Raw genomic sequence first — 19668 nt, forward strand, 5'->3', positions numbered from 1 at the left:
ATTTTATAAATGAAACCGCAAGATATGACATTGATGTCATGCATCCTGCGGTTTCCGTAGTGGACTTATTACTTGTCTGTTTCAGCATCGCTCAACCGATTGACATGGTACATGATTGCACGGTAAAGAAAATCTGCTAAATCCTCAGTACTATATTGATTAAAGTAGCTTGCGAATCGTGTATCGAATTTATAAGTATTGGCAATGCAAGCCAGTAACTCCGCATCACAAGGCATGAATTGCATTAAAATTGTTTTCCACTCCTCGATTAATTGCTGCACTTCATCGGAGGAAGGATCCTGATGGATACAAGCCGCCATTTGTTTGAATATTTCCTCCATGGCTGAAAAACGTTCCTCTTTTTCTTCGGGTGAACATGCTTCCAACGTTTCATTGTACACTTGATACGCCTCTGTTTCACCATAAATGAATCTTGCCTCATTTGCATATTGTTCTCTCAATGGCAGAGCGGAAGTACTGTTGAAGATTTCCAAATGGCTAATATCATTCCCCGACACATATTCTTCGAGAGCCGCCATGATGTTTTCCAGTCTTTGCTTTTTCGATAATAGGGTTTGTCCTTGCTTCTTTAATATTTGTTTCTGTTCTTGCTTAGTCAGCTTTAAAATGTCGGCAATTTCTTTCAAGGAAAAATCCAATTCCTTTAAGAACAAAATCGTTTGTAGTTTTTCCAAACTGCTTCGATCGTATAGTCGATACCCTTTTTCTGTCAGATGTGTCGGTTTAAATAAATGAATTCTATCGTAATAATGCAGGGTCCGTGCTGTAATGCCTGTAATCTGAACAATATCATTAACCGTTAATAATGGTTTCTTCATCCCAAAATCCTTCGACTTCATCTAGTATTTGAGCAGCGGGCGTTATCGTTGCCTCAAAGATCGTTTTTCCTGTTTTGCTTAAATAATATTGGATTAAATAATATCCGCAAGCGTAACCAGCGCTATAAGGCATATTGACCGGTTTAAAGTTTTGAAGTTTTGCGATCTCGTCGCCGTAAAGATACGGAGCGATTTGATCAAATCCTGTTACTTGCCATTTCTCTCTAATCACAGGCTTAATGTGCCTGTTAAGGGTGTCTGCGTTTGTTTTCGTTACCCAAGGGCCGAGCCATTCTTCGCCAAACATGAACGCAGCATAGTTTTCAGCTAATCCTTCACTGACAATGAGCTCGCCTAAATGAACGGTGTGATCCCACTGAATAAATTGATATCTCACATTATGGTTGCATTCGTGCGCCAGCGCAACCTTCATGCGAGGGATGGTGTATTCATTAGGCAAGAGCGTGCCCCAGATAAACCCGGGAATGCCCCCAAAGCCGCTATATCCTTCGTTTATGGTTAGAGCACGGCTTTCCGGATTCCCTAGCTGCACGGTAAACAAATATTCGGATACGGGGAGGTCAATTCCATGCTCTGCAAATAGATCCAGGCTTTTCTTCACAGTATGCTCACATTCTAACCAAAAGGATTCGGACGAAATCTGCTCGATCTCTGCCGATATCTGAGGGGTAATCTGATCCGGGGATCGATGCATCATGCTGTTAAACGCGATAACGTCAAACCCATTCGCCTCTTCAGCTCTAAAAGGGATCTGTTGAATTTGCCATTGTTTCATAAAGGGAGCCATCATTTCGTTTCTAAATAATTCGAGCTTGTCCTCGGGCAATGCTTGGGCAACTTTCTGATAAATACGATCTGAGCGCAGTGTTCTTATATTCATTTCTCTCACCCCAATTAATTTATAGTGAGAATTATGCACTATGACCTTACGTCATAGTCAAGTACATCGGATCAAAAATCCCCATTCAGGGGAAGTTTTTTTAAAATTACTTTTTCCCTTCATTTGTACAGGATGAAAACCTAAACTTGAAGTACGACAAAGGTTTACCTTGTTCAAACGATTGGAGGACTTCATGATGAGCGAAATCAAAGCCGAAACGCTGACAAAAGTAATAAGCCAAATGCTCGGTACTGAAATCATCTGTGCCGATATCCAGACCAAACCATTACATGGCGGTACAGTAGGTAATGTACAGCTTGTAACGGGCATTGCCAAAACCTCAGATGGCAGGGAAATCACCTATGACATCGTTGTAAAAACGCAGAGGAAATGGGAACGCTACAGGGATCCCGATTCATGGCGCAGAGAATATGATTTTTATAAGTCCAATTTTGGCGCCTTGTTTTCTGAATCATTCCGTTGGCCCGAATGTTATCACGTGGAAATGAACGAAGAAGAGAACGAAACACAGATATGGATGGAATATACCGACGGCATATCGGGCTTGGACCTCACCGGCAATATGCATGAACGCGCAGCCGAGGAATTAGGACGGTTCCAGGGCAAGTTATTTGCCGAACAGCCAGCTTTTTTACAAAATATGTCCAATCTGAGCAGAGCGGAGTATATGAAGGATATCTATCTTCATTACCGGTCATGGAATCGAGTGTATGATTATATCCGTTCCGACGATTGCGGTATCCCGAAGCATCTATGTAAAATGCTCATCGACATAGATGAAAGCGCAGACGAAATATTCAACCGTATTGAAAAGCTGCCCATCGTGCTTTGCCATAGGGATTTTTGGGTGACAAACATCATTTATTCAGACGGTAACATTATACTCATCGACTGGGATACCACGGGGTGGGGCTATTTAGGTGAAGATTTGGCAAGTCTTATCGCGGACGAAGCCGATATTGAACACATGGTTGAATACTACCATAGATGTATCCCGGCGTATTACAAGGGCTTTTCGGAACAAGCGGATATTTCGCACATAACGGATAACTGCGTTTATGAGATGATTCTCCTTTTGTTCGGTTATAGGCTGGTAGAAGGTTATATGGATGCAGGATCGGGAGACCAACTCCAGGAAACGGATCATGAAAAAACGCTGCACATTCGTACCCTGCAAAAAATCTTTGAGATCAAAAATGAACAATAGTTTCGCAACAAAGCGGGAAAATGACCGTCTATATGATACATAAAGGGGACAGCGGCGGTTCAGCGAAACCGGCGTAAGGTTCGAATGAATGTGTTTGGAGGCGGGATATCGATGATGAGGAAGAAAAGTGTGAAGCGGTGGCTGCAGGCTACTGTAACTACTGCCATACTGATAGCAGTGACTCAAGCGTATAGCGAAACGTCTGTACTTGCTGAACCAAATGGCTATGCGGAAACCATTCAGGGCTATACGGAAAATCCCGAAGATCATGTTACGCTAGAGCCAGGGTTCGGCTACTATAACTATTTTATGAGACCGATGGCTGAACAATTATACCTGCATAGTACGGTTACCGCGTTTTTACCGACCCGGTTGCCGGATTCGGCTTGGCAGTATTACGGTTACAAGAGCCGGCTCACATCGGACGGCTATGAAATACTAGGTTATCGGACGCCGGAGCTGCAGGCGGTTAAAGATACGCTGCCGGTATCGGCAGCGCAAGCCGATTCTGCGAAAGTGCTGCAAGCCCCTAATGTTCTGTTTCGGCTAAAGGCGGGACAAGCCGGATCGGCCAAGCTGCAAATTCCGTCGACGGCCTCGCTGCTGCTCAATAAGGACGGATGGGATTACTATGCGGAGGGAGAGGCTTCTGGTCAAACATTGCAGGCCAGCAGCAATCCGCAGGCCAATCCACTCTATCAAATGTTTAGCAGCCTAGCGAAATCAGGTGCTCCGGTAGCCGGCTCTAAAGGCACGGTACTTATAACGGGACAGGGGACTTCTAACGTCACCTATGCCGCAAGCTGGACCGTGGATGGCTCAACGTTCTACTCCTTTGTATTGACTGGAGCAGTCCAGTCCGATTTTACATCCATGCTGACAAGCTTCCGGCCGGTTATTAATTTGCTGGATTATGCAAGCGTTATTTTGCTTCCGGTGGATAAGCAGCTCAATCTGCAAATTGGGCGCGACCACATGTTTATGCCTTATGAAAACCGATTTATCCGGCTAGATCATAAACCGGTTGTTTATAATGGATCGGTATTTTTGCCGCTGCGGGATATCGTGCATGTGATCGGTGGCGAAATCCAGTATGTGAGCAATGAAGGAGCCGTCTATTTGTCACAAAACGGTTGGCATAACGAGTTGAAGCTAAATTTAAAGACAGGTGAGGTTGATCGCAGCGGCAAGAAGATCGCCACCCTGCCGATCCGGGTGGAAGCGGGCACGACGCTTGTTCCGCTCCGTTTTATGACCGAGCAGTTCGGCCTGCCGATCGATTACAACGCCGCGCTCAAGCAGATTACGGTTCATGATCGCCACTGGGCTGGGAACTATCGGCTGCTGCAAACGAGCGATCAGGCAGATTATCCGGTCTCCGTGCTCAGCGTCGGAGGGCCTTCCTTTACGTACAGCAACAGCCGCTACAGCCGGGACGGCAGCTGGAATGGCTGGAGTTATGTGCAGCACAAACCGCCGGTTGGCTATAACAGCCTCAAATATAACGTTGCTGATATCAGTATTGCACTGCTTCCCGGCGATAACGAGCTTGTGCTGCAAGATTTGCAGACGAAGCAGGTTATTATGAACGTGCCGATCAAGGCTGATCTTTCGCCGAATCAAATTCCGTTTCGTTATAGCGGTATCCCGTATTATGATGGTTTGAAGACGGAGCTTAAGCTGCAGTCCTCCGACGGTATTGCTTGGCCGGCCGGGTATGCGGAGACGAACGAGTCCGGCTATGTTACCATTCAGGGCAAGCTGAACGGATTATCCTTCGATTCGCTTCGCCTCAGCTACCATGTGGATAAAGTCGATAGTAAGACTGTCACTGTTCCTTTAAAGGATGGTGCTTTCTCGTACCGATTCAAGCCGGAGAAGGGACCCGGAACGTACTACATCACGCTCTATAACCCGCCAAATTCACTGCCGAAGACGGATATGGCGGCGATCGTAACATTCGTTATTGTTGTGAAAAATTAGCTTCTATTTGCTGCACCTTTTTCAATTAGGCGGGATATCACAGCAACAAATCGAAAGATCCTTTGTTCTATAATCACAGATGAAGCGGAGGTTAATATGAACGGAGGCTAATATGAATGGATAATACTTGGAGTGATAACAGCAATAAGGCAATGGAAATATTGGATCGAATGTTTTCAGCCGAAATGGAATTTATGCGTTCGGATGGAAATGACTTTAGCGGTATAACATCTGTTTTTTACCCCGATATCGTTGTTCATGAGCCTGCATCCCTGCCTTATCCGGGCGATTGGTGTGGTTATAAAGATCTTGGAAAACTCTTTAATACGATGCATAATACTTGGAGTTCCATGAATGTTGAGAACATCGTTGCCACATTAGATGGTGACACCCTTTTTATGGGGGGGACTTTAGTGGCAAAGGCTAGACAATCTGAGAAAGAAGTTCAATTACCTTTCGCTCAAATCTTAAAAATTAAGGACGATTTAGTCGTAGAAGCATTTCCTTATTATTTTGATACTTCTTTAATTAACGCAGCACTTGGCCATTCAGAAATTAATAAATAAGCTTTAAGCTAACGGGGGACAATAGACCATACAGCACAACAGCAGCCGGCAAATCTTAGGCTGCTTTTTTTGTTGGTATAAAAGGGCAGTATGGTTCTGATTGCTGATGAAGGGGTAACTGTATGATGACTTGACATGCTGATTGTACAGCAGCCAAACTAACGGTGCTTTGGTGCTGCCCAAGAATACTGCGGGCACGAAAAGATGTAGTCCCTTTTATCCATGGTGATGGAGCGATACCCAGACACATGACAGTGTCAGGTTACATGGGATCATTTTGAAATTTCTCAGGAGTCTGCAGTAACCTTTTTTACATGGATTTTCCTGCTGAAAATGCTCACATTATAATGATCATTGGTGTTTTATTTTTTGGTAGATTAGAGATATTAATTCCGTTAAGGGAAATATTAGGATGAATGGAGAGGTGGAAGTGCCTGTATAATAATGTTAGACGACAAGAACATACACGCTGGGTAGCCGCGTAGCTGCGGTTTTTTTTATAACCATAAAACCATTTAGAGCCTTACTTGAACGTGTCATCCTAAGGGTTCATTGCTCCCGTTGATTAAGCCCTTATCCTATCGATTGATACCACATTAAAGTCAGATTTGTCCTATCCAGAAGGTGTAACCTGTACAATGACAGTCATGGTTGAACAGATCGTTCGTGACTACATTTACTACTATGAACTTATTGACATATCGATTAAATGGTTAGATAATAGTTCGCATGCGAAATATTTGCGAAGGGAGCTTAACGTTGCAAGAACAACGGATCCTGGAAATATTCCAAAGCTACCGTGAGGTCCATCAGGCGTTCTTCCAGCTGATGACCAAAGCGGCGAGTAAGCATAAACTCACTGCGCTGCAGCTGATCGTGTTGAGGGTGCTGCGGGAGCACCCTGAGATCCGCCTTTCGGACCTTGCCGAAAAGGTGAAGCTCGGCAACAGCACGACCAGCGGCATCGTCGATCGGATGGTCAAGGCCGGTCTCGTGGACCGGGAGAGGACTGAAACCGACAGGCGAGCGATGACGCTGACCCTTTCCGAGAAAGGGATGGCGCTCTGGCGCGAGACGGAAGCCACCCGCTTGCACATGATGCGGTCCCTGCTTGAGCTGCCTGAGGAAGACCAGAGGGAGCTTGACCGCATCCAGCAAAAAGTACTGCAACTTTTAAGAAATTATAGAGAGGAAGAAGCTTAAGCCATGACCACTATGGTATCCAATCACTTGCGCAAGGGGCCGATCATGGCCTCCTTGCTCATCGCCGCGTTTGTGGCGCTGTTAAGCCAAACGGTGCTTAACGTCGCGCTACCGAAAATGATGGCGGATCTCAATGTAACGGAAAGCACGATCCAGTGGCTGTCTAACGGTTATATGCTGGTTAACGGCGTACTTGTGCCCGTCAGTGCCTTCCTGATTAACCGGTTTACAACCCGGAAATTGTTTCTGGTGGCCTCATCCATGTTTGCACTGGGCACGGTCATCTGTGCGTTATCCGGCGATTTCAGCTGGCTGCTGGCCGGCCGTCTCGTGCAGGCTTGCGGTGCCGGCATTCTAATGCCGCTTATGACGGTCGTCACGCTGACCATCTTCCCGGTCGAGGAACGTGGTAAAGCAATGGGCCTGATGGGGGTCGCAATGATTTTCGCGCCGGCCATCGGACCAACGCTCTCCGGCTGGATCGTCGAGAATTATGACTGGCACGTGCTGTTCTACATCGTGCTGCCGCTTGCGATCATCGCCGTGATTTTCGGCGCTTTCTCGATGAAGGACGTCATCAAGACGTCGCGTCCGAAGCTCGACGTCCTGAGCGTGATCCTGTCGACACTTGGGTTCGGTGGACTGCTGTACGGCTTCAGTGAAGCCGGTACGAAAGGCTGGGACTCGGAGGAAGTCATCATCTGCCTGGCCGTCGGCGCGGTCGCGCTCATCCTGTTCATTGTGCGCTCGATCATGGTGAAGAATCCGCTGCTCGAAATGCGCGTGTTCAAATATTCCATGTTCTCGCTCACGTCCCTGATTAACGCCATCATCACCATGGCGATGTTTTCCGGCATGATCCTGCTGCCAATCTTCTTACAGAACATCCGCCACTTTTCGCCACTTGATTCCGGTCTCCTGCTGCTGCCGGGGGCTATTCTGATGGGTATCATGTCCCCGATCACGGGCATGGTGTTCGACAAAATCGGCGCGCGCTGGCTGGCCGTCGCTGGTCTTATCATCACAACGATCACGACGTACGAGTTCAGCCATCTGGAAGCCGATTCATCATACAACCATATGATGCTCATTTATACGGCGCGGATGTTCGGGATGTCCATGCTGATGATGCCGATCCAGACAGCAGGCCTCAACCAGCTGCCGCGCCGCCTGAACGCGCACGGCTCGGCGATGTCCCAGACGCTCCGGAACGTATCAGGCGCGCTCGGAACCGCCTTGCTCGTCACGGTCATGACGAACAGAGCGGCCTCGCATGGGAAAGAGCTCGTCATCGCAGGCCATATCAACCCGAAAGACGCGGTCAAGATGGCCGAGGTCACGCAGCAGGCGACCATTTACGGCATCAACCAGTCCTTCGTCGTGGCCACCTGGCTGACTGTCGCTGCGCTTGTTCTGGCGTTCTTCATCCGCAAGGTGAAGCCGCAAGAGGATACGTTGCAGGCACCGGTTAAAGCGCCCGAGGCGAGTGAGTCGAAGGCCCAACCGGCGCCAGCTGCAGCTGTAGCCCAACCGGTAGAACAACCGGCACTCGCGGAGGTAGCGGCTCACGCGGACATGCAAAACAAGGATAGCGAATTCCGAAATGCCATTCGAGGGTTTTTAACCCCGTCTCAGCCTGAGAAAGACGAAGGGCAATTCACCGATAAAGAGTACCGGAAGGCGCTGCTGAAACTGAAGGATGCCACTAACCAGGAGGTAGCGGAACCGGATGAAGAAATGTCCCCCGACCAAGCTTACCGGGAAACGCTCAAGAAATTGAACGGGCTCCTAAAGGAAAACAAATAAAGAAGCGCGTTTGAACAGCGATCAAGAGAGGAGATCAATCGATGAAAATCTATATTGTGTATGATAGTGAAGCGGGGCATACAGAACAGCTGGCCCGTTCCATTGCCAAAGGCGCCCAAAGCGTGGAAGGCACGGAGGTGTTCATCAATCACGTAAGTAAGGCAAACGTCAAAGATCTTGCCGATATGGATGCGATTATTTGGGGATGCCCCGGACACTTCGGCACGATTAGCTCCGGCTTAAAGGAGTGGATCGATAAGCTCGGATATTTGTGGGCAAACGGGACGTTGGTTGATAAAATCGGCGCAGTATTTTGTACGACGGCAACCATTCATGGCGGGATCGAGGCGACCTTGCTAAACCTGGTTACACCGATGCTGCATCAAGGCATGATGGTTGTCGGCTTGCCGGCTAATATTCCGGAGAATGCACTGTACGGCAGTTATTATGGGGTCGGAGTGACATCCCCTGTTGAAGATACCCGCGATGACCTGATCCAATCGCTATTTACGAAGGGTCTCGGACTGGGAGAAGCCCTTGGAAAACGTGTGGCGAATACAGCAAATACCATTGCGGCAGGCAAGAAATTGCTGAGTAACCTTTAAGTGACCTAATCAAGTACCCGCTGAGGACATCCTCAGCGGGCTCATATCAACGAGAGCGCAGTCCCATTGTTATGGACCGCGCTCTTCTTTTTGATTGAACGAGTAAACATTCATCCTCGACATTGAACCATGTTAGGCCGAAAATAAAATGGTAGGCATAATTACAGATAGCTTGGGGGAATGGCAGGGTGGCTGATATCAATGACAATTTTCATCGGCATATGGGGGTTTATGGAATTTGTACAGCTGATCACTGTATCTTAGTTATTCGAAAGGTATTAGGTCCCTACACAGGGAAATATGATTTGCCTGGTGGCCGATTAGAGAAAATGGAAACTTTAGAGCAAGGGGTCATAAGAGAACTCCGGGAAGAAACGGGATACACAGTTCGAAAGCTTAAAAATATTGGTGTTTGTGATTTTTCTGTGATGTGGACCTTACAAGATCATACAATAGAAAATTTACATCATATTGCCATTCTATATGAAGTTGATGTTGATTCAGAAGAGATCGCTAATGCCATTGAATCGTTTGAAGGACAAGATTCAGAAGGGGCTATTTGGCTGGACTTTGATGAAGTCAATGGTAACAATTCATCGCCTTTGGTATTGCAGGCAATGAAATGGGTACGTACTGGTACCATTGCAGCTGCGGGTGGTTCTTTTGATTATAGAATTTAAGTTTTACATGAAGTACATATTTACCGAAATTTCCATTCTTAAGGGAACAGGAAGAACCAGCAGAAACCGCGGGCAGATAATATCGTCCGCAGCTATTACGAATTGGGGTTCTCAAATTCCTTTCAAATAGCGTCGAGAGCCGGCTTTAGAACCGTAACGGCCCAATGGCGGAAGCTGGTGGGCGAGGTGTTTTCCGGCGTACGCTAAAGCGTGTTGAAGATCCCGTCCGCTCCGGCTATGTCCATGTCCATCATCCTCTCGGACATGGCCTCCGTATAGCCCATGCCAAGAAATAATTGCTTGTAGCTGTCGAGTACATTTGCTCAAAGCGAATCGGCGTTCCGAGCGCCTCGGTCAGAAGCTTTGCCATATCCTCGCAGGAGAGGTCTTCCGGTCCGAGCACAGCCAGGTTGTCCTGTTTCTCCATGCCTTTTCGGTGCATAATCTTCATTAGTAATGACGGGTTACGAGGTTCTTGCTATATTGGAGTTACCGATAACTCTAGAAAGGATGGAACCCATTTGAAAGAAGCATCAGGTAGCCATGCAGTGCTGTTAGTCCGCTTATTTGTGCCGTACGCCGTCATTTTATTGGCCTCGCTACTGGTTGGTTTGCTTATCACAAAACATCCGAGCTGGTTGAGAGTGAATCGCGGGAAAGGAATTCAGCAGTACTGGGCCAAGTCAGGGAATCGCTTGATCGACGGTTTGCCGAAATCGAGACGATCGCTCGGCAAATGTCCAGCGAATCCAAAGTGCTCTCGTTTCAGTTTGTTAAATCACCCTTTTCCGATACGCATCCCTACAGGCTCTGGGAACTCGAAAAAAGCTTGTTCGATTATCAGGTCTTCAATCATTTTATCGTTGACTATTATATCGCTTACAAAAACAGCGGTATGGTCGTTTCGCCAGGAAAGGTATACACAAGCAGGCAGCTTTATGATCTGCAGCTTCATTATGAAGGGTTATCTTATGAGGATTGGTATAAGCAATTGTTCAATGAATTTCATTATAAGACCTACATGCCTGGAACTGAGGTAAAGTATGAAGGCAAAGCCTATTCGGTAGTGAGTTACATGCAGTCTTTCGGGAGCAGGGACAGCCAGGGAATGATTACGGTGTTAATCGATAATAAGCAGATTCAGGAGATGCTGGGCCACGTCGATATAGAGCAAGGGGGCTTTGCTTACATTGCGGATCAGAACGGGAGGGTGATCAGCCAAATTGGAGATGTATTTCCGGATTCAAATTTGAAAGCGCTTGCAGTTAGAGAAGGGTTTTCCAGAGGCCAGTGGAAGGGCGAAGATATGCTGATCACTCAAACAACCTCCGGATACAATGGATGGACCTATGTGGCGGCACAGCCCGAGGCAGTCGTACTCAGAAAGGCACATTACATCAAAGAGCTGACGCTAAGTGTGTTCACGGCGTCGCTGGCTTTGGGGCTTGCCGCGGCCTTTGTTCTGGCTTACCGCAGCAGCACTCCCGTCATCAAGCTCCAGCGGATGCTTCCTTCGGCCGACAGAAGGGGGACGAATCGGAACCGCTTGCTCCGGCTAAACGCGATGGAGGATATCCACCATTCGGTATCTGCGCTGATTGACAGCCGTGAAGAGTTAAGACGCAGGCTGGATGAGCAGCTCCCGCTCATGCAAAACGTGTTTTTTGACAGGCTTCTAAAGGGCGGCTTTACCTCTATGGAAGACGTGGAGAACGCTATGGATCATGCCAAGATTTCCATATGCGGCACCTGCCATACGCTGGCGGTCATCCGGCTGGGGGGATATCAGGCACCTTATAATGAGGGGATGCTCACGGAGCTCGATATTGTAAAGCTGGCGGTCTCCGACCGGATTTCAGAGATGGAACCCGACTCGTTAAAAATTCATGATCTTGGAGAAAACCAGCTTGCCTTATTGCTAAGCAGCCATGCAGACACGGAAGAGCAGTGCCGCGAAGAAGTCAAACGCCGGTTGACCCGTATTTTTGATCAAATCCTTAGTCTGCACCAAGCCGGAATCACCATTGCGGTCGGCGGACAGCAGAGCCGGTTGACGGAAATTTACCGTTCTTTTGGGGAGGCCATATTCGTCCAGAATCATGCCTATTGGGGCGGAAGAGAACAGATTATATTTCATGATGACATGAAGTTGGCGGTTCCTGCATACTTTTTCCCTTCCGACGTGGAGCAGAGGCTGATTCAAATGGTGAAATCCGGGAATTACCAGGAAACTCAAAAGCTGATCCAGATGATTCGGGATAAAAACAATGTAGAGTTGCAGCCGTCCCTTGCTGTAGAACGCATCCTGTCACAGGAGCTCTGTGGAACCCTTTTGAAATGCCGCGAACGGGGGCAGCAGGGACCGGACGGTATGATGCCGGAGATAGATACCATTCTGAAGGCGTCCGACCCCCGCATGGATCCGGCTTCTTTGATAGAAATGGTTCAACGGGCACTGCTTGAGCTGTGCAGACAGAACGAGCAGCGTAAAAAAAGCCATAATGATAAGCTCGCCGTCCAACTCGCCTCCTTTATCCACGAACATTTTCATGATCCGGACCTCAGTCTGGCTATGCTGGCGAGGGAGGCACGTACTTCCGAGGCATACGTATCCTACTTTTTTAAAGAGCACATAGGGCTTAACTTTTCCGACTACTTGGAAGATATCCGTATGAACAGGGCCAAAGCCTTACTCGCCGGAGAAAACAGGCCTATTAGTGAAATCGCCCTCTCCGTCGGCTACCTTTCCCTTAATTCTTTCAGCCGTGCGTTTAAACGGGCCAATGGGGTAAGCGCGACCGAATACAGGCGTTTAAATCAAGTCTAATCCTTTCATCACTTGAGATTTGTATAGTCCATAAATCGGGAATAATGCCTTTTCTAAAATTTCGCATAGTGCAAAAAACGTGCAGATTTACCCGGAATTCCTCCCCGTTCTATACTTCGATCACCGGCCGGTACCACATAGCAAAGTAAGGGGGGGATGAAGCTGAAGACGTTGAAGGAGTTGAGAAAAGGCTGGCAGTTGTACGCACTTTTTTTGCTGCCGCTGCTGTATATCATCATTTTTAAATACGTGCCGATGTATGGTGCCCAAATCGCATTCAAGGAATTTAATGTGACCAAAGGGATTACGGGGAGTCCTTGGGTCGGGTTTGGGCAGTTTGAACGATTCTTCCGGTCTCATGAGTTCTGGAGGCTGCTGAAAAATACGCTCTCCATCAGTTTCTACACATTACTGGCGAGCTTCCCGTTTCCGATTGCCCTTGCACTCGGTCTGAATTACGTCAGAAACCGCCGTTTCAAAAATACGGTTCAAATGGTGACCTATGCTCCTTATTTCATTTCACTGGTTGTACTGGTAGGACTGCTGCTGCAGTTCCTCGATCCGCGGACAGGAATGATTAACACGGTGCTTGGATGGGCAGGGCTTGGACCCTACCATTTTATGGCCAAGGCTTCCTGGTTTCAATCGATCTACGTATGGTCTAACGTATGGCAAAATACGGGTTTTTCCTGCATTATTTACCTGGCTGCGCTTTCAGGGATTGATCCCGCGCTGCATGAAGCAGCCGTGATGGACGGGGCTACCAAGGTGCAGCGCATGCGGCATATCGATCTCCCGGGGATTATGCCCATTGCGGTCATCCTGTTGATTCTGAATACAGGTCAAATGATGGAGACAGGCTTTGAGAAAATTTTGCTTATGCAAAATTCACTGAACCTCCGTTCCTCGGAAGTCATTGACACTTATGTGTATAAAGTCGGCCTGGTCTCGCAGGCCATGAACTTCTCCTATGCAACGGCGATCGGACTTTTCAAGTCTGTCATCGGCTTTATTCTGCTGCTAGTCGTGAATCAGACCGCGAAGAAACTGAAGCAAGAAAGCTTATGGTAGAAGGGGATGCAAGTTATGAAACCATCCATAATGAAGGAAGCCAGGGCCGACCGATGGTTCACCCTACTGAATTATGCCGTGTTGTCCATTATTTTGATCGTTGTCCTGTACCCGCTCATATTTGTCGTCAGTGCGTCATTTAGTTCCAGCACGGCTGTTTTATCCGGCAGGGTGTGGCTATGGCCGGTTGAGCCTACTCTAGAAGGCTATCGGGCTGTCTTCAAAAATGCCATGGTCGTTAAAGGCTTTTTGAACACGATGTTTTATACCGTTGCCGGGACCGGGATCAATTTGGTATTCAGTGTGATGGCAGCCTATCCGCTGTCCCGCAAGGATTTTCGAGGAAGAAATGGTTTTATGCTGATCTTCGTATTCACGATGATGTTTAGCGGGGGACTCATTCCTTCATATTTGCTTGTCAAAGATCTAGGCATGATCGACACCGTATGGGCGATGCTGCTTCCAGCTGCTCTTTCCGTTTGGAATGTGATCATTATGCGGACTTACTTTCAGACGACGATTCCGGATGAACTCCTCGAAGCATCTCAACTTGACGGGTGCAGCGATTTACGATTCCTGCTCCGCATCGTTCTCCCTTTGTCCGGACCCATACTAGCGGTTATTGCCTTGTTTTATGCAGTAGGCCACTGGAATCAATATTTTAACGCGATGATTTATTTGAAACGGGCGGAATTGTATCCGCTTCAATTGGTTCTCCGCGACATCCTGGTTCAAAACGAGGTCAATATTGACATGCTCGGAGATGCCAAAACCGCTGCTGCACGGCAGGGATTGCGGGAGCTGCTAAAATATTCGCTCATTGTGGTCACATCCTTTCCGCTGCTTGTCGTATACCCGTTTGTCCAGAAATTTTTTGTCAAAGGGGTCATGATCGGATCGTTGAAAGGCTAATACCCCAATATGATGGAGGGCTGTTATGAGGAACTTCGTGAAAAAAACCATTGGTTTGGCTGCAGTTCTGAGCTTGCTGCTGGCAGGATGCTCTACGGAATCTGGATCCAAGCCAGCTGAACCGGATCGCAATGCATCCGGAACGGACATTCAACTGACATCGCCAGGCACCTACCCGCTGGTCCAAGAGAAGACAACACTTAAGGTCATGGTGCGCGGCAACCCGCTGGTCGAAAATTTCGAAACGAACGAATTCACGAAATGGTATGAGGAAAAAACGAATGTGCATATAGAATGGGAAGTCGTCCCGGAGCAAAGCATGCAGGAAAAACTGAACCTTGTACTGGCGAGTGAAGATTATCCCGACGTGATTATGGGCCTGAACATTTCTCCGTCACAGCAAATGATTTATGGCTCGCAGGGCGCTTTTCTTCCATTGAATGATCTGATTGAGAAGCAGGGGCAGCAAACGAAAAAAATGTTTCAAGATAATCCGGAAATTAAATCCATGATCACAGCTATAGACGGAAACATTTATGCACTGCCGGAAGTCAATGACTGCTATCATTGTTCCATGAGCCAAAAGATGTGGATCTACGAGCCTTGGCTCAAAAAATTGAATCTGAAGATGCCTGAAACGACGGAGGACCTGTACAAGGTACTGAAGGCGTTCAAAGAACAGGATCCGAACGGGAACGGCAAAAAAGATGAAATTCCGCTGGCTATCACTCAAAAGTCGTGGAGATCCTCGATCGACGCTTTCCTCATGAACTCGTTTATCTATAACCCGATCTATGGATCAGGCTATAAGCATATGTTCGTCAAGGAGGGCAAGGTCGACGTCGGCTATAACAAGCCGGAGTGGCGTGAAGGCCTTCGGTATATTCAAAAGCTGTACCAAGAGGGCCTGATTGCTCAAGAATCTTTTACCCAGGACGAAAACCAGCTGATTCAGCTGGGCGAAAATCAGGATGCCGTCATCATGGGAGCATCCACGGGCGGGCACCAAGGGGTGTTTACCCAACTGCTTGGCGACAGCGGCCGATGGCTTGAATATAAAGCTGTCCCTCCTTTAAAAGGGCCGGAAGGCAAGCGGTTTGCAGCCGTGGATACTACGGCATTGACTCCAGGCGCGTTTGTGATTACGAAAAAAGCGAAGAATCCCGAGCTGGCGATGCGCTGGGCGGATGGGTTATACGAAAAAGAGCAGACACTGCGCAGCGTTTACGGCCGTCCTGGGCAGGAGTGGCGTGATGCGGAGAAAGGGGAGATTGGCATTAACGGCAAGCCGGCGGTATGGTCTGAGCTTAAATCGTTCGGCACCGTGCAAAATGTGAACTGGGCACAGACGGGCCCGGCGCTCCGTACCAATGACTTCCGATTGTCTGCGGTTGCAAAAGGGGACGACGATCTGGAGGTTATTTTATATCAGGAAACGAAAAATAAATATGAACCCTATAAGCCGACGGATGTGAGTACACTTCCTCCGCTCTTCTTGACCAATGAGCAGGCAACCGAGGCTGCAGATTTGGCCAAGACGATCAACGATTATGTCGATGAAATGATCGCCCGCTTCGTGATTGGCGATGCAAGTTTGGATCAGGACTGGGATAGCTATGTCAGCCAATTGGATGCTATGAATCTGAAGCGGTATCTCGAAATTTATCAGACGGCATATGATAGCCGCAGTAAATAAAACAGACGAAGAGCATGACCATCGATAAGGGGAAGTACCAAGGGTATATGAAGGTCGGTGAACAATAGCTCATTCATGACACGACGGCAGCCGGCCCAAATCATCGGCTGCCCTCGTTACGTTATCAGGCAGTAGACGTTTGCAGGCAAAGGTTGCTGCAATGGAATAGCAATCCCGAAGAAATCGAGTATGCGAATAAAGGTATAATAAGCTTTGTAACTGTCCAGCTATTCATTTGTCAGTCAATAAATTGAAGGAGTCTGTGATGAAAAACATTTTTAATCAAACGGACACTATGGAGATCTTGAGCCGAATAGACAAATTGAGTCCAAATTCACGCGCTCAATGGGGTAAGATGGATGTTGCCCAAATGCTAGCTCATTGCTCATCGTTCCATGACATTGCAATGGGCAATACCTTTCCCCCAAGAGGTTGGTTAGGCATATTCATTGGAACGTTTGTGAAACCAATGTTTTATAATGACAAGCCACCAGCCCGCAACATGTCCACGATTCCTACAATTATGATTGTAGAAGAAAAAGAATTTGAAACAGAAAAAGTAAAATTAAAACAAAAAATTGTAACATTCCAAAGCAATGGCCCGGAAAAATGTACGTCTCACCCACATCCCTTTTTTGGAAAACTGACTCCTGAGCAATGGGGAAAAGGATTATACAAGCACTTGGACCATCACTTAAATCAATTTGGTGTTTAGTCATTAACAGAAGTATCAAGGTCTGGCAAGATAAAACCCTCACTTATCAGGTTATGGTAGGTGAGGGTTTTAACGTGTTTAGATGATAGGATCCATGCGGCATATTCCGAGTTGGGCCAGAGCGTAAGCGACGCCATCTTCTTCACAGTGCCGTGTCACGATGTGTACCCGTTCCTGCACGTAAGAGACTTTTAGGATCCTGATACAAAAACCAAAACTGCCAGTAAACCAGAAGATGTATAATGTATTGGATAAGTAAAACCGCCTTGGATGAAGGTCGAGTCTTTTGGGTTGACTGAATATGTAAGCGGATACATACTGTAAGGCAGGTCTTTAGGTTATTACAACTACCCGAAAATAGAGGAGGAAAAGCAAATGAGCATGTGCATTCAAACCCACATCGATTGGCCCGCATTCTTGTCCCGTCACGATATGTTATGGCAAACCAAACCTATAAGCTGGGATGAAGGAGTTTTTATAGGCAACGGTCTTCTTGGAGCCATGATATATAGTGAGGAGCATCGGGATCAACGACATGTGCTGAGGTTCGTGCTGGGACGGACCGACGTGACGGCTTCGCATGAAGGGGAGGCTAAGGCGTTTCCTGTGCGGGTCCCTATTGGTGAGATCGCGTTGGAAATGGAGGGGTGGATCTATCAGCCTTGTGAGATTCGGCTTGATCTCTGGAATGCTGAAATGCGCGCGGTGATCCCTACGACGAAGGGAGAAGTCAGATTAAGGGCATTGATCCATGCCCTATATCCGGTTCTGGCCATTGAACTTGATAGCGATGAAGGTGAGCAGAGGGCGGAAATGAGATGGTATTCCTATCCTGAGGTCGATCCCATTCTGAAGAATGCCGATGGAATCAACCTGAACCAATACATACCGGAGATCACTGTCGAACGGACGGAAGAGGAAGGGACTGGCATCGGTGTTCAATCCTATGGCAAGGGCGAAGGCTGCACAACGGCTTGGAAGGTGCACAATTACGGAAGAGTGAAGGAAGGTAGCGGAGAATGCGAAAATGATGTGAGGTATCACCGTTTATGCCTGTTGACGGTGGTCAACGGAATATCAAATGAAGACAGGGAAATTGCACGCCATGAACTTGAGAATGTGCCCCAGGAAGATTTGACTTCGTGGATAGCCGAACATCGCCGTTGGTGGCATGACTATTATCCGGCAAGCTTTATCTCGATTCCGGACACGCAGCTCGAGAGCTTTTATTGGATCCAAATGTACAAACTGGCCTCTGCAACAAGAAAAGATCTCCTTCCAATAGATAACCAGGGCCCGTGGATGACCTCAACGCCATGGCCTGGATTATGGTTTAATATGAACGTTCAGATGAGCTATTCACCGGTATATACCGCGAACCGTCTTGAGCTCGGACAATCCCTTATTTCTTCGCTGCGGCAGCATCAGGAGCAATTGATTCGTAACGTTGACGAATCTTTCCGCAGCGATTCGGCTGGCCTGGGGCGAAGCAGCAGCTATGATCTGAACAGCCCGGTTGAAGATGAGGTCGGAAATTTAACGTGGATCATGCATAATTGCTGGAGGCAGTACCGCTATTCGATGGACGAGACGCTGCTCCGTGATTTTGTTTATCCGCTGTTGCGGCGAAGCATCTGCCTCTATATGCATCTTCTGGAGGAAGGTACGGACGGCAGACTCCATCTGCCACCCACGGTATCGCCTGAATACGGCTCGTTTAAACAACTCAAGACCCCCGATGCTCATTACGACCTCTCCCTGCTGCGCTGGGGCTGCGAAACACTGTTGTATGCTGCCAAAAGAATGGGGATCGAAGATCCGCTGCAGGCGCGCTGGGCCGATATTCTTGCCAGGCTAACGCCGCTGCCGGTAGACCAAACAGGATACAAAATCGGAAGGGATCTCAGCCTGGAATTCGGCCATCGTCATTTCAGTCATTTGCTGGCTGTATTCCCGCTGCATATTACCGGAAATTCTGAGGAGGAACGGCAGCTCGCCATTCGTTCCCTCAGACATTGGATAGCCAAGGAAGGTGATCTGCGCGGGTTCAGCTTCACCGGAGCCGCTTCTATTGCAGCAGCCATGGGTCTGGGCGATGAAGCACTAGCCTATTTGCGAAGCTTAATGCATTTGATTAAACCAAATACGATGTATAAAGAGGCGGGTCCGGTCATCGAGACGCCTTTAGCCGGGGCGGAAGCGATTCATGACATGCTGCTGCAAAGTTGGGGGAACATCATTCGGGTATTTCCTGCGGTTCCGGAGACGTGGCAGGAGGCTGTTTTTCACAATTTGCGTGCTGAAGGAGGATTCCTTGTAAGCGCTGCCTCGAAGGCGGGACAAACGGTTTTTATCCGCATCCAGAGTCTTGCCGGGGAGCCATGCAGATTGCTAACAGATCTTGCATATTCGGAGCAAGGGTTTGTGATCGAAGTTCAAGGTAAGAGGGCCCAATATATATTACATGAGGATAGATCGATCGAAATTGTGCTGAAATCTGGCGATGAGGCCGTGCTGTATATTTCAGACGGTGAGGAGCCACGGGTAATTGCACCTGTGCCGGCTGAGCCGGGCATGCAGCACTTTTTTGGAAGCAGGAAGCCATGGCGATTGTATGGATTCCCGAAATAAGCCCA

15 protein-coding genes are annotated in these 19668 nt (G+C 47.9%); 13 read left to right on the forward strand and 2 right to left on the reverse strand.

Annotated features, from left to right (window positions below; genetic code table 11):
* Nucleotides 1-68 precede the first annotated feature (68 nt).
* Both K2F33_RS22025 and K2F33_RS22030 read right to left on the reverse strand, forming a co-directional pair.
* Complete coding sequence (locus tag K2F33_RS22025; protein WP_263878598.1) at nucleotides 69-839, reverse strand: MerR family transcriptional regulator; 771 nt, start codon at nucleotides 837-839, stop codon at nucleotides 69-71.
* On the reverse strand, nucleotides 814-1740 hold the full coding sequence (locus tag K2F33_RS22030; RefSeq protein WP_263878599.1) for a DUF2268 domain-containing putative Zn-dependent protease: 927 nt from the start codon (nucleotides 1738-1740) through the stop codon (nucleotides 814-816). Before K2F33_RS22030 ends, K2F33_RS22025 begins: the two co-directional genes overlap by 26 nt.
* A 193-nt stretch (nucleotides 1741-1933) precedes the next feature.
* On the opposite strand from K2F33_RS22030, the gene K2F33_RS22035 reads away from it, so the two are divergent.
* From K2F33_RS22035 to K2F33_RS22095, 13 genes are all read left to right on the forward strand, one after another.
* On the forward strand, nucleotides 1934-2968 hold the full coding sequence (locus K2F33_RS22035; protein ID WP_263878601.1) for an aminoglycoside phosphotransferase family protein: 1035 nt from the start codon (nucleotides 1934-1936) through the stop codon (nucleotides 2966-2968).
* A 111-nt stretch (nucleotides 2969-3079) separates the two neighbouring features.
* Complete coding sequence (locus K2F33_RS22040) at nucleotides 3080-4951, forward strand: stalk domain-containing protein (protein ID WP_263878602.1); 1872 nt, start codon at nucleotides 3080-3082, stop codon at nucleotides 4949-4951.
* Nucleotides 4952-5067: 116 nt separating this feature from the next.
* Entirely contained in the window at nucleotides 5068-5517 is a 450-nt protein-coding gene (locus tag K2F33_RS22045; protein WP_089547551.1) for a nuclear transport factor 2 family protein, read from the forward strand.
* Nucleotides 5518-6276: 759 nt separating this feature from the next.
* Nucleotides 6277-6720: a MarR family winged helix-turn-helix transcriptional regulator gene (locus K2F33_RS22050; protein ID WP_076164873.1), complete on the forward strand. Its 444-nt coding sequence runs from the start codon at nucleotides 6277-6279 to the stop codon at nucleotides 6718-6720.
* 3 nt (nucleotides 6721-6723) lie between these two features.
* The gene (locus tag K2F33_RS22055) at nucleotides 6724-8526 is read left to right on the forward strand and encodes a DHA2 family efflux MFS transporter permease subunit (protein ID WP_263878603.1); all 1803 of its coding nucleotides are present in this window, start codon (nucleotides 6724-6726) and stop codon (nucleotides 8524-8526) included.
* A gap of 41 nt (nucleotides 8527-8567) precedes the next feature.
* A complete protein-coding gene (locus tag K2F33_RS22060; RefSeq protein ID WP_076164879.1) occupies nucleotides 8568-9131 on the forward strand; it encodes an NAD(P)H-dependent oxidoreductase in 564 nt (187 codons plus the stop codon).
* A gap of 188 nt (nucleotides 9132-9319) precedes the next feature.
* A complete protein-coding gene (locus K2F33_RS22065) occupies nucleotides 9320-9811 on the forward strand; it encodes an NUDIX hydrolase (protein ID WP_263878604.1) in 492 nt (163 codons plus the stop codon).
* A gap of 673 nt (nucleotides 9812-10484) precedes the next feature.
* On the forward strand, nucleotides 10485-12638 hold the full coding sequence (locus K2F33_RS22070) for an AraC family transcriptional regulator (protein ID WP_263882418.1): 2154 nt from the start codon (nucleotides 10485-10487) through the stop codon (nucleotides 12636-12638).
* 156 nt (nucleotides 12639-12794) lie between these two features.
* Entirely contained in the window at nucleotides 12795-13709 is a 915-nt protein-coding gene (locus K2F33_RS22075) for an ABC transporter permease (RefSeq protein ID WP_163875335.1), read from the forward strand.
* A gap of 15 nt (nucleotides 13710-13724) precedes the next feature.
* Entirely contained in the window at nucleotides 13725-14621 is an 897-nt protein-coding gene (locus K2F33_RS22080; RefSeq protein ID WP_145132978.1) for a carbohydrate ABC transporter permease, read from the forward strand.
* 25 nt (nucleotides 14622-14646) lie between these two features.
* Nucleotides 14647-16317: an ABC transporter substrate-binding protein gene (locus K2F33_RS22085; protein ID WP_412973939.1), complete on the forward strand. Its 1671-nt coding sequence runs from the start codon at nucleotides 14647-14649 to the stop codon at nucleotides 16315-16317.
* Between the two features lie 265 nt (nucleotides 16318-16582).
* Complete coding sequence (locus K2F33_RS22090) at nucleotides 16583-17032, forward strand: DUF1569 domain-containing protein (protein ID WP_145132980.1); 450 nt, start codon at nucleotides 16583-16585, stop codon at nucleotides 17030-17032.
* A 375-nt stretch (nucleotides 17033-17407) separates the two neighbouring features.
* A complete protein-coding gene (locus K2F33_RS22095) occupies nucleotides 17408-19663 on the forward strand; it encodes a glycosyl hydrolase family 95 catalytic domain-containing protein (protein ID WP_263878606.1) in 2256 nt (751 codons plus the stop codon).
* Nucleotides 19664-19668 lie beyond the last annotated feature (5 nt).

Origin of the sequence: Paenibacillus sp. PSB04 (assembly GCF_025809195.1) — a bacterium.
GTDB lineage: Bacteria > Bacillota > Bacilli > Paenibacillales > Paenibacillaceae > Paenibacillus_AQ > Paenibacillus_AQ favisporus.

What these genes read in the sequence shown, in the direction of transcription:
- K2F33_RS22075 (WP_163875335.1), top strand. Translation starts at nt 12,795, where the DNA reads ATGAAGCTGAAGACGTTGAAGGAGTTGAGAAAAGGCTGGCAGTTGTAC.
- K2F33_RS22080 (WP_145132978.1), top strand. Translation starts at nt 13,725, where the DNA reads ATGAAACCATCCATAATGAAGGAAGCCAGGGCCGACCGATGGTTCACC.
- K2F33_RS22030 (WP_263878599.1), bottom strand. Translation starts at nt 1,740, where the DNA reads ATGAATATAAGAACACTGCGCTCAGATCGTATTTATCAGAAAGTTGCC.
- K2F33_RS22095 (WP_263878606.1), top strand. Translation starts at nt 17,408, where the DNA reads ATGAGCATGTGCATTCAAACCCACATCGATTGGCCCGCATTCTTGTCC.
- K2F33_RS22045 (WP_089547551.1), top strand. Translation starts at nt 5,068, where the DNA reads ATGGATAATACTTGGAGTGATAACAGCAATAAGGCAATGGAAATATTG.
- K2F33_RS22040 (WP_263878602.1), top strand. Translation starts at nt 3,080, where the DNA reads ATGATGAGGAAGAAAAGTGTGAAGCGGTGGCTGCAGGCTACTGTAACT.
- K2F33_RS22035 (WP_263878601.1), top strand. Translation starts at nt 1,934, where the DNA reads ATGATGAGCGAAATCAAAGCCGAAACGCTGACAAAAGTAATAAGCCAA.
- K2F33_RS22025 (WP_263878598.1), bottom strand. Translation starts at nt 839, where the DNA reads ATGAAGAAACCATTATTAACGGTTAATGATATTGTTCAGATTACAGGC.
- K2F33_RS22055 (WP_263878603.1), top strand. Translation starts at nt 6,724, where the DNA reads ATGACCACTATGGTATCCAATCACTTGCGCAAGGGGCCGATCATGGCC.
- K2F33_RS22090 (WP_145132980.1), top strand. Translation starts at nt 16,583, where the DNA reads ATGAAAAACATTTTTAATCAAACGGACACTATGGAGATCTTGAGCCGA.
- K2F33_RS22085 (WP_412973939.1), top strand. Translation starts at nt 14,647, where the DNA reads ATGAGGAACTTCGTGAAAAAAACCATTGGTTTGGCTGCAGTTCTGAGC.
- K2F33_RS22060 (WP_076164879.1), top strand. Translation starts at nt 8,568, where the DNA reads ATGAAAATCTATATTGTGTATGATAGTGAAGCGGGGCATACAGAACAG.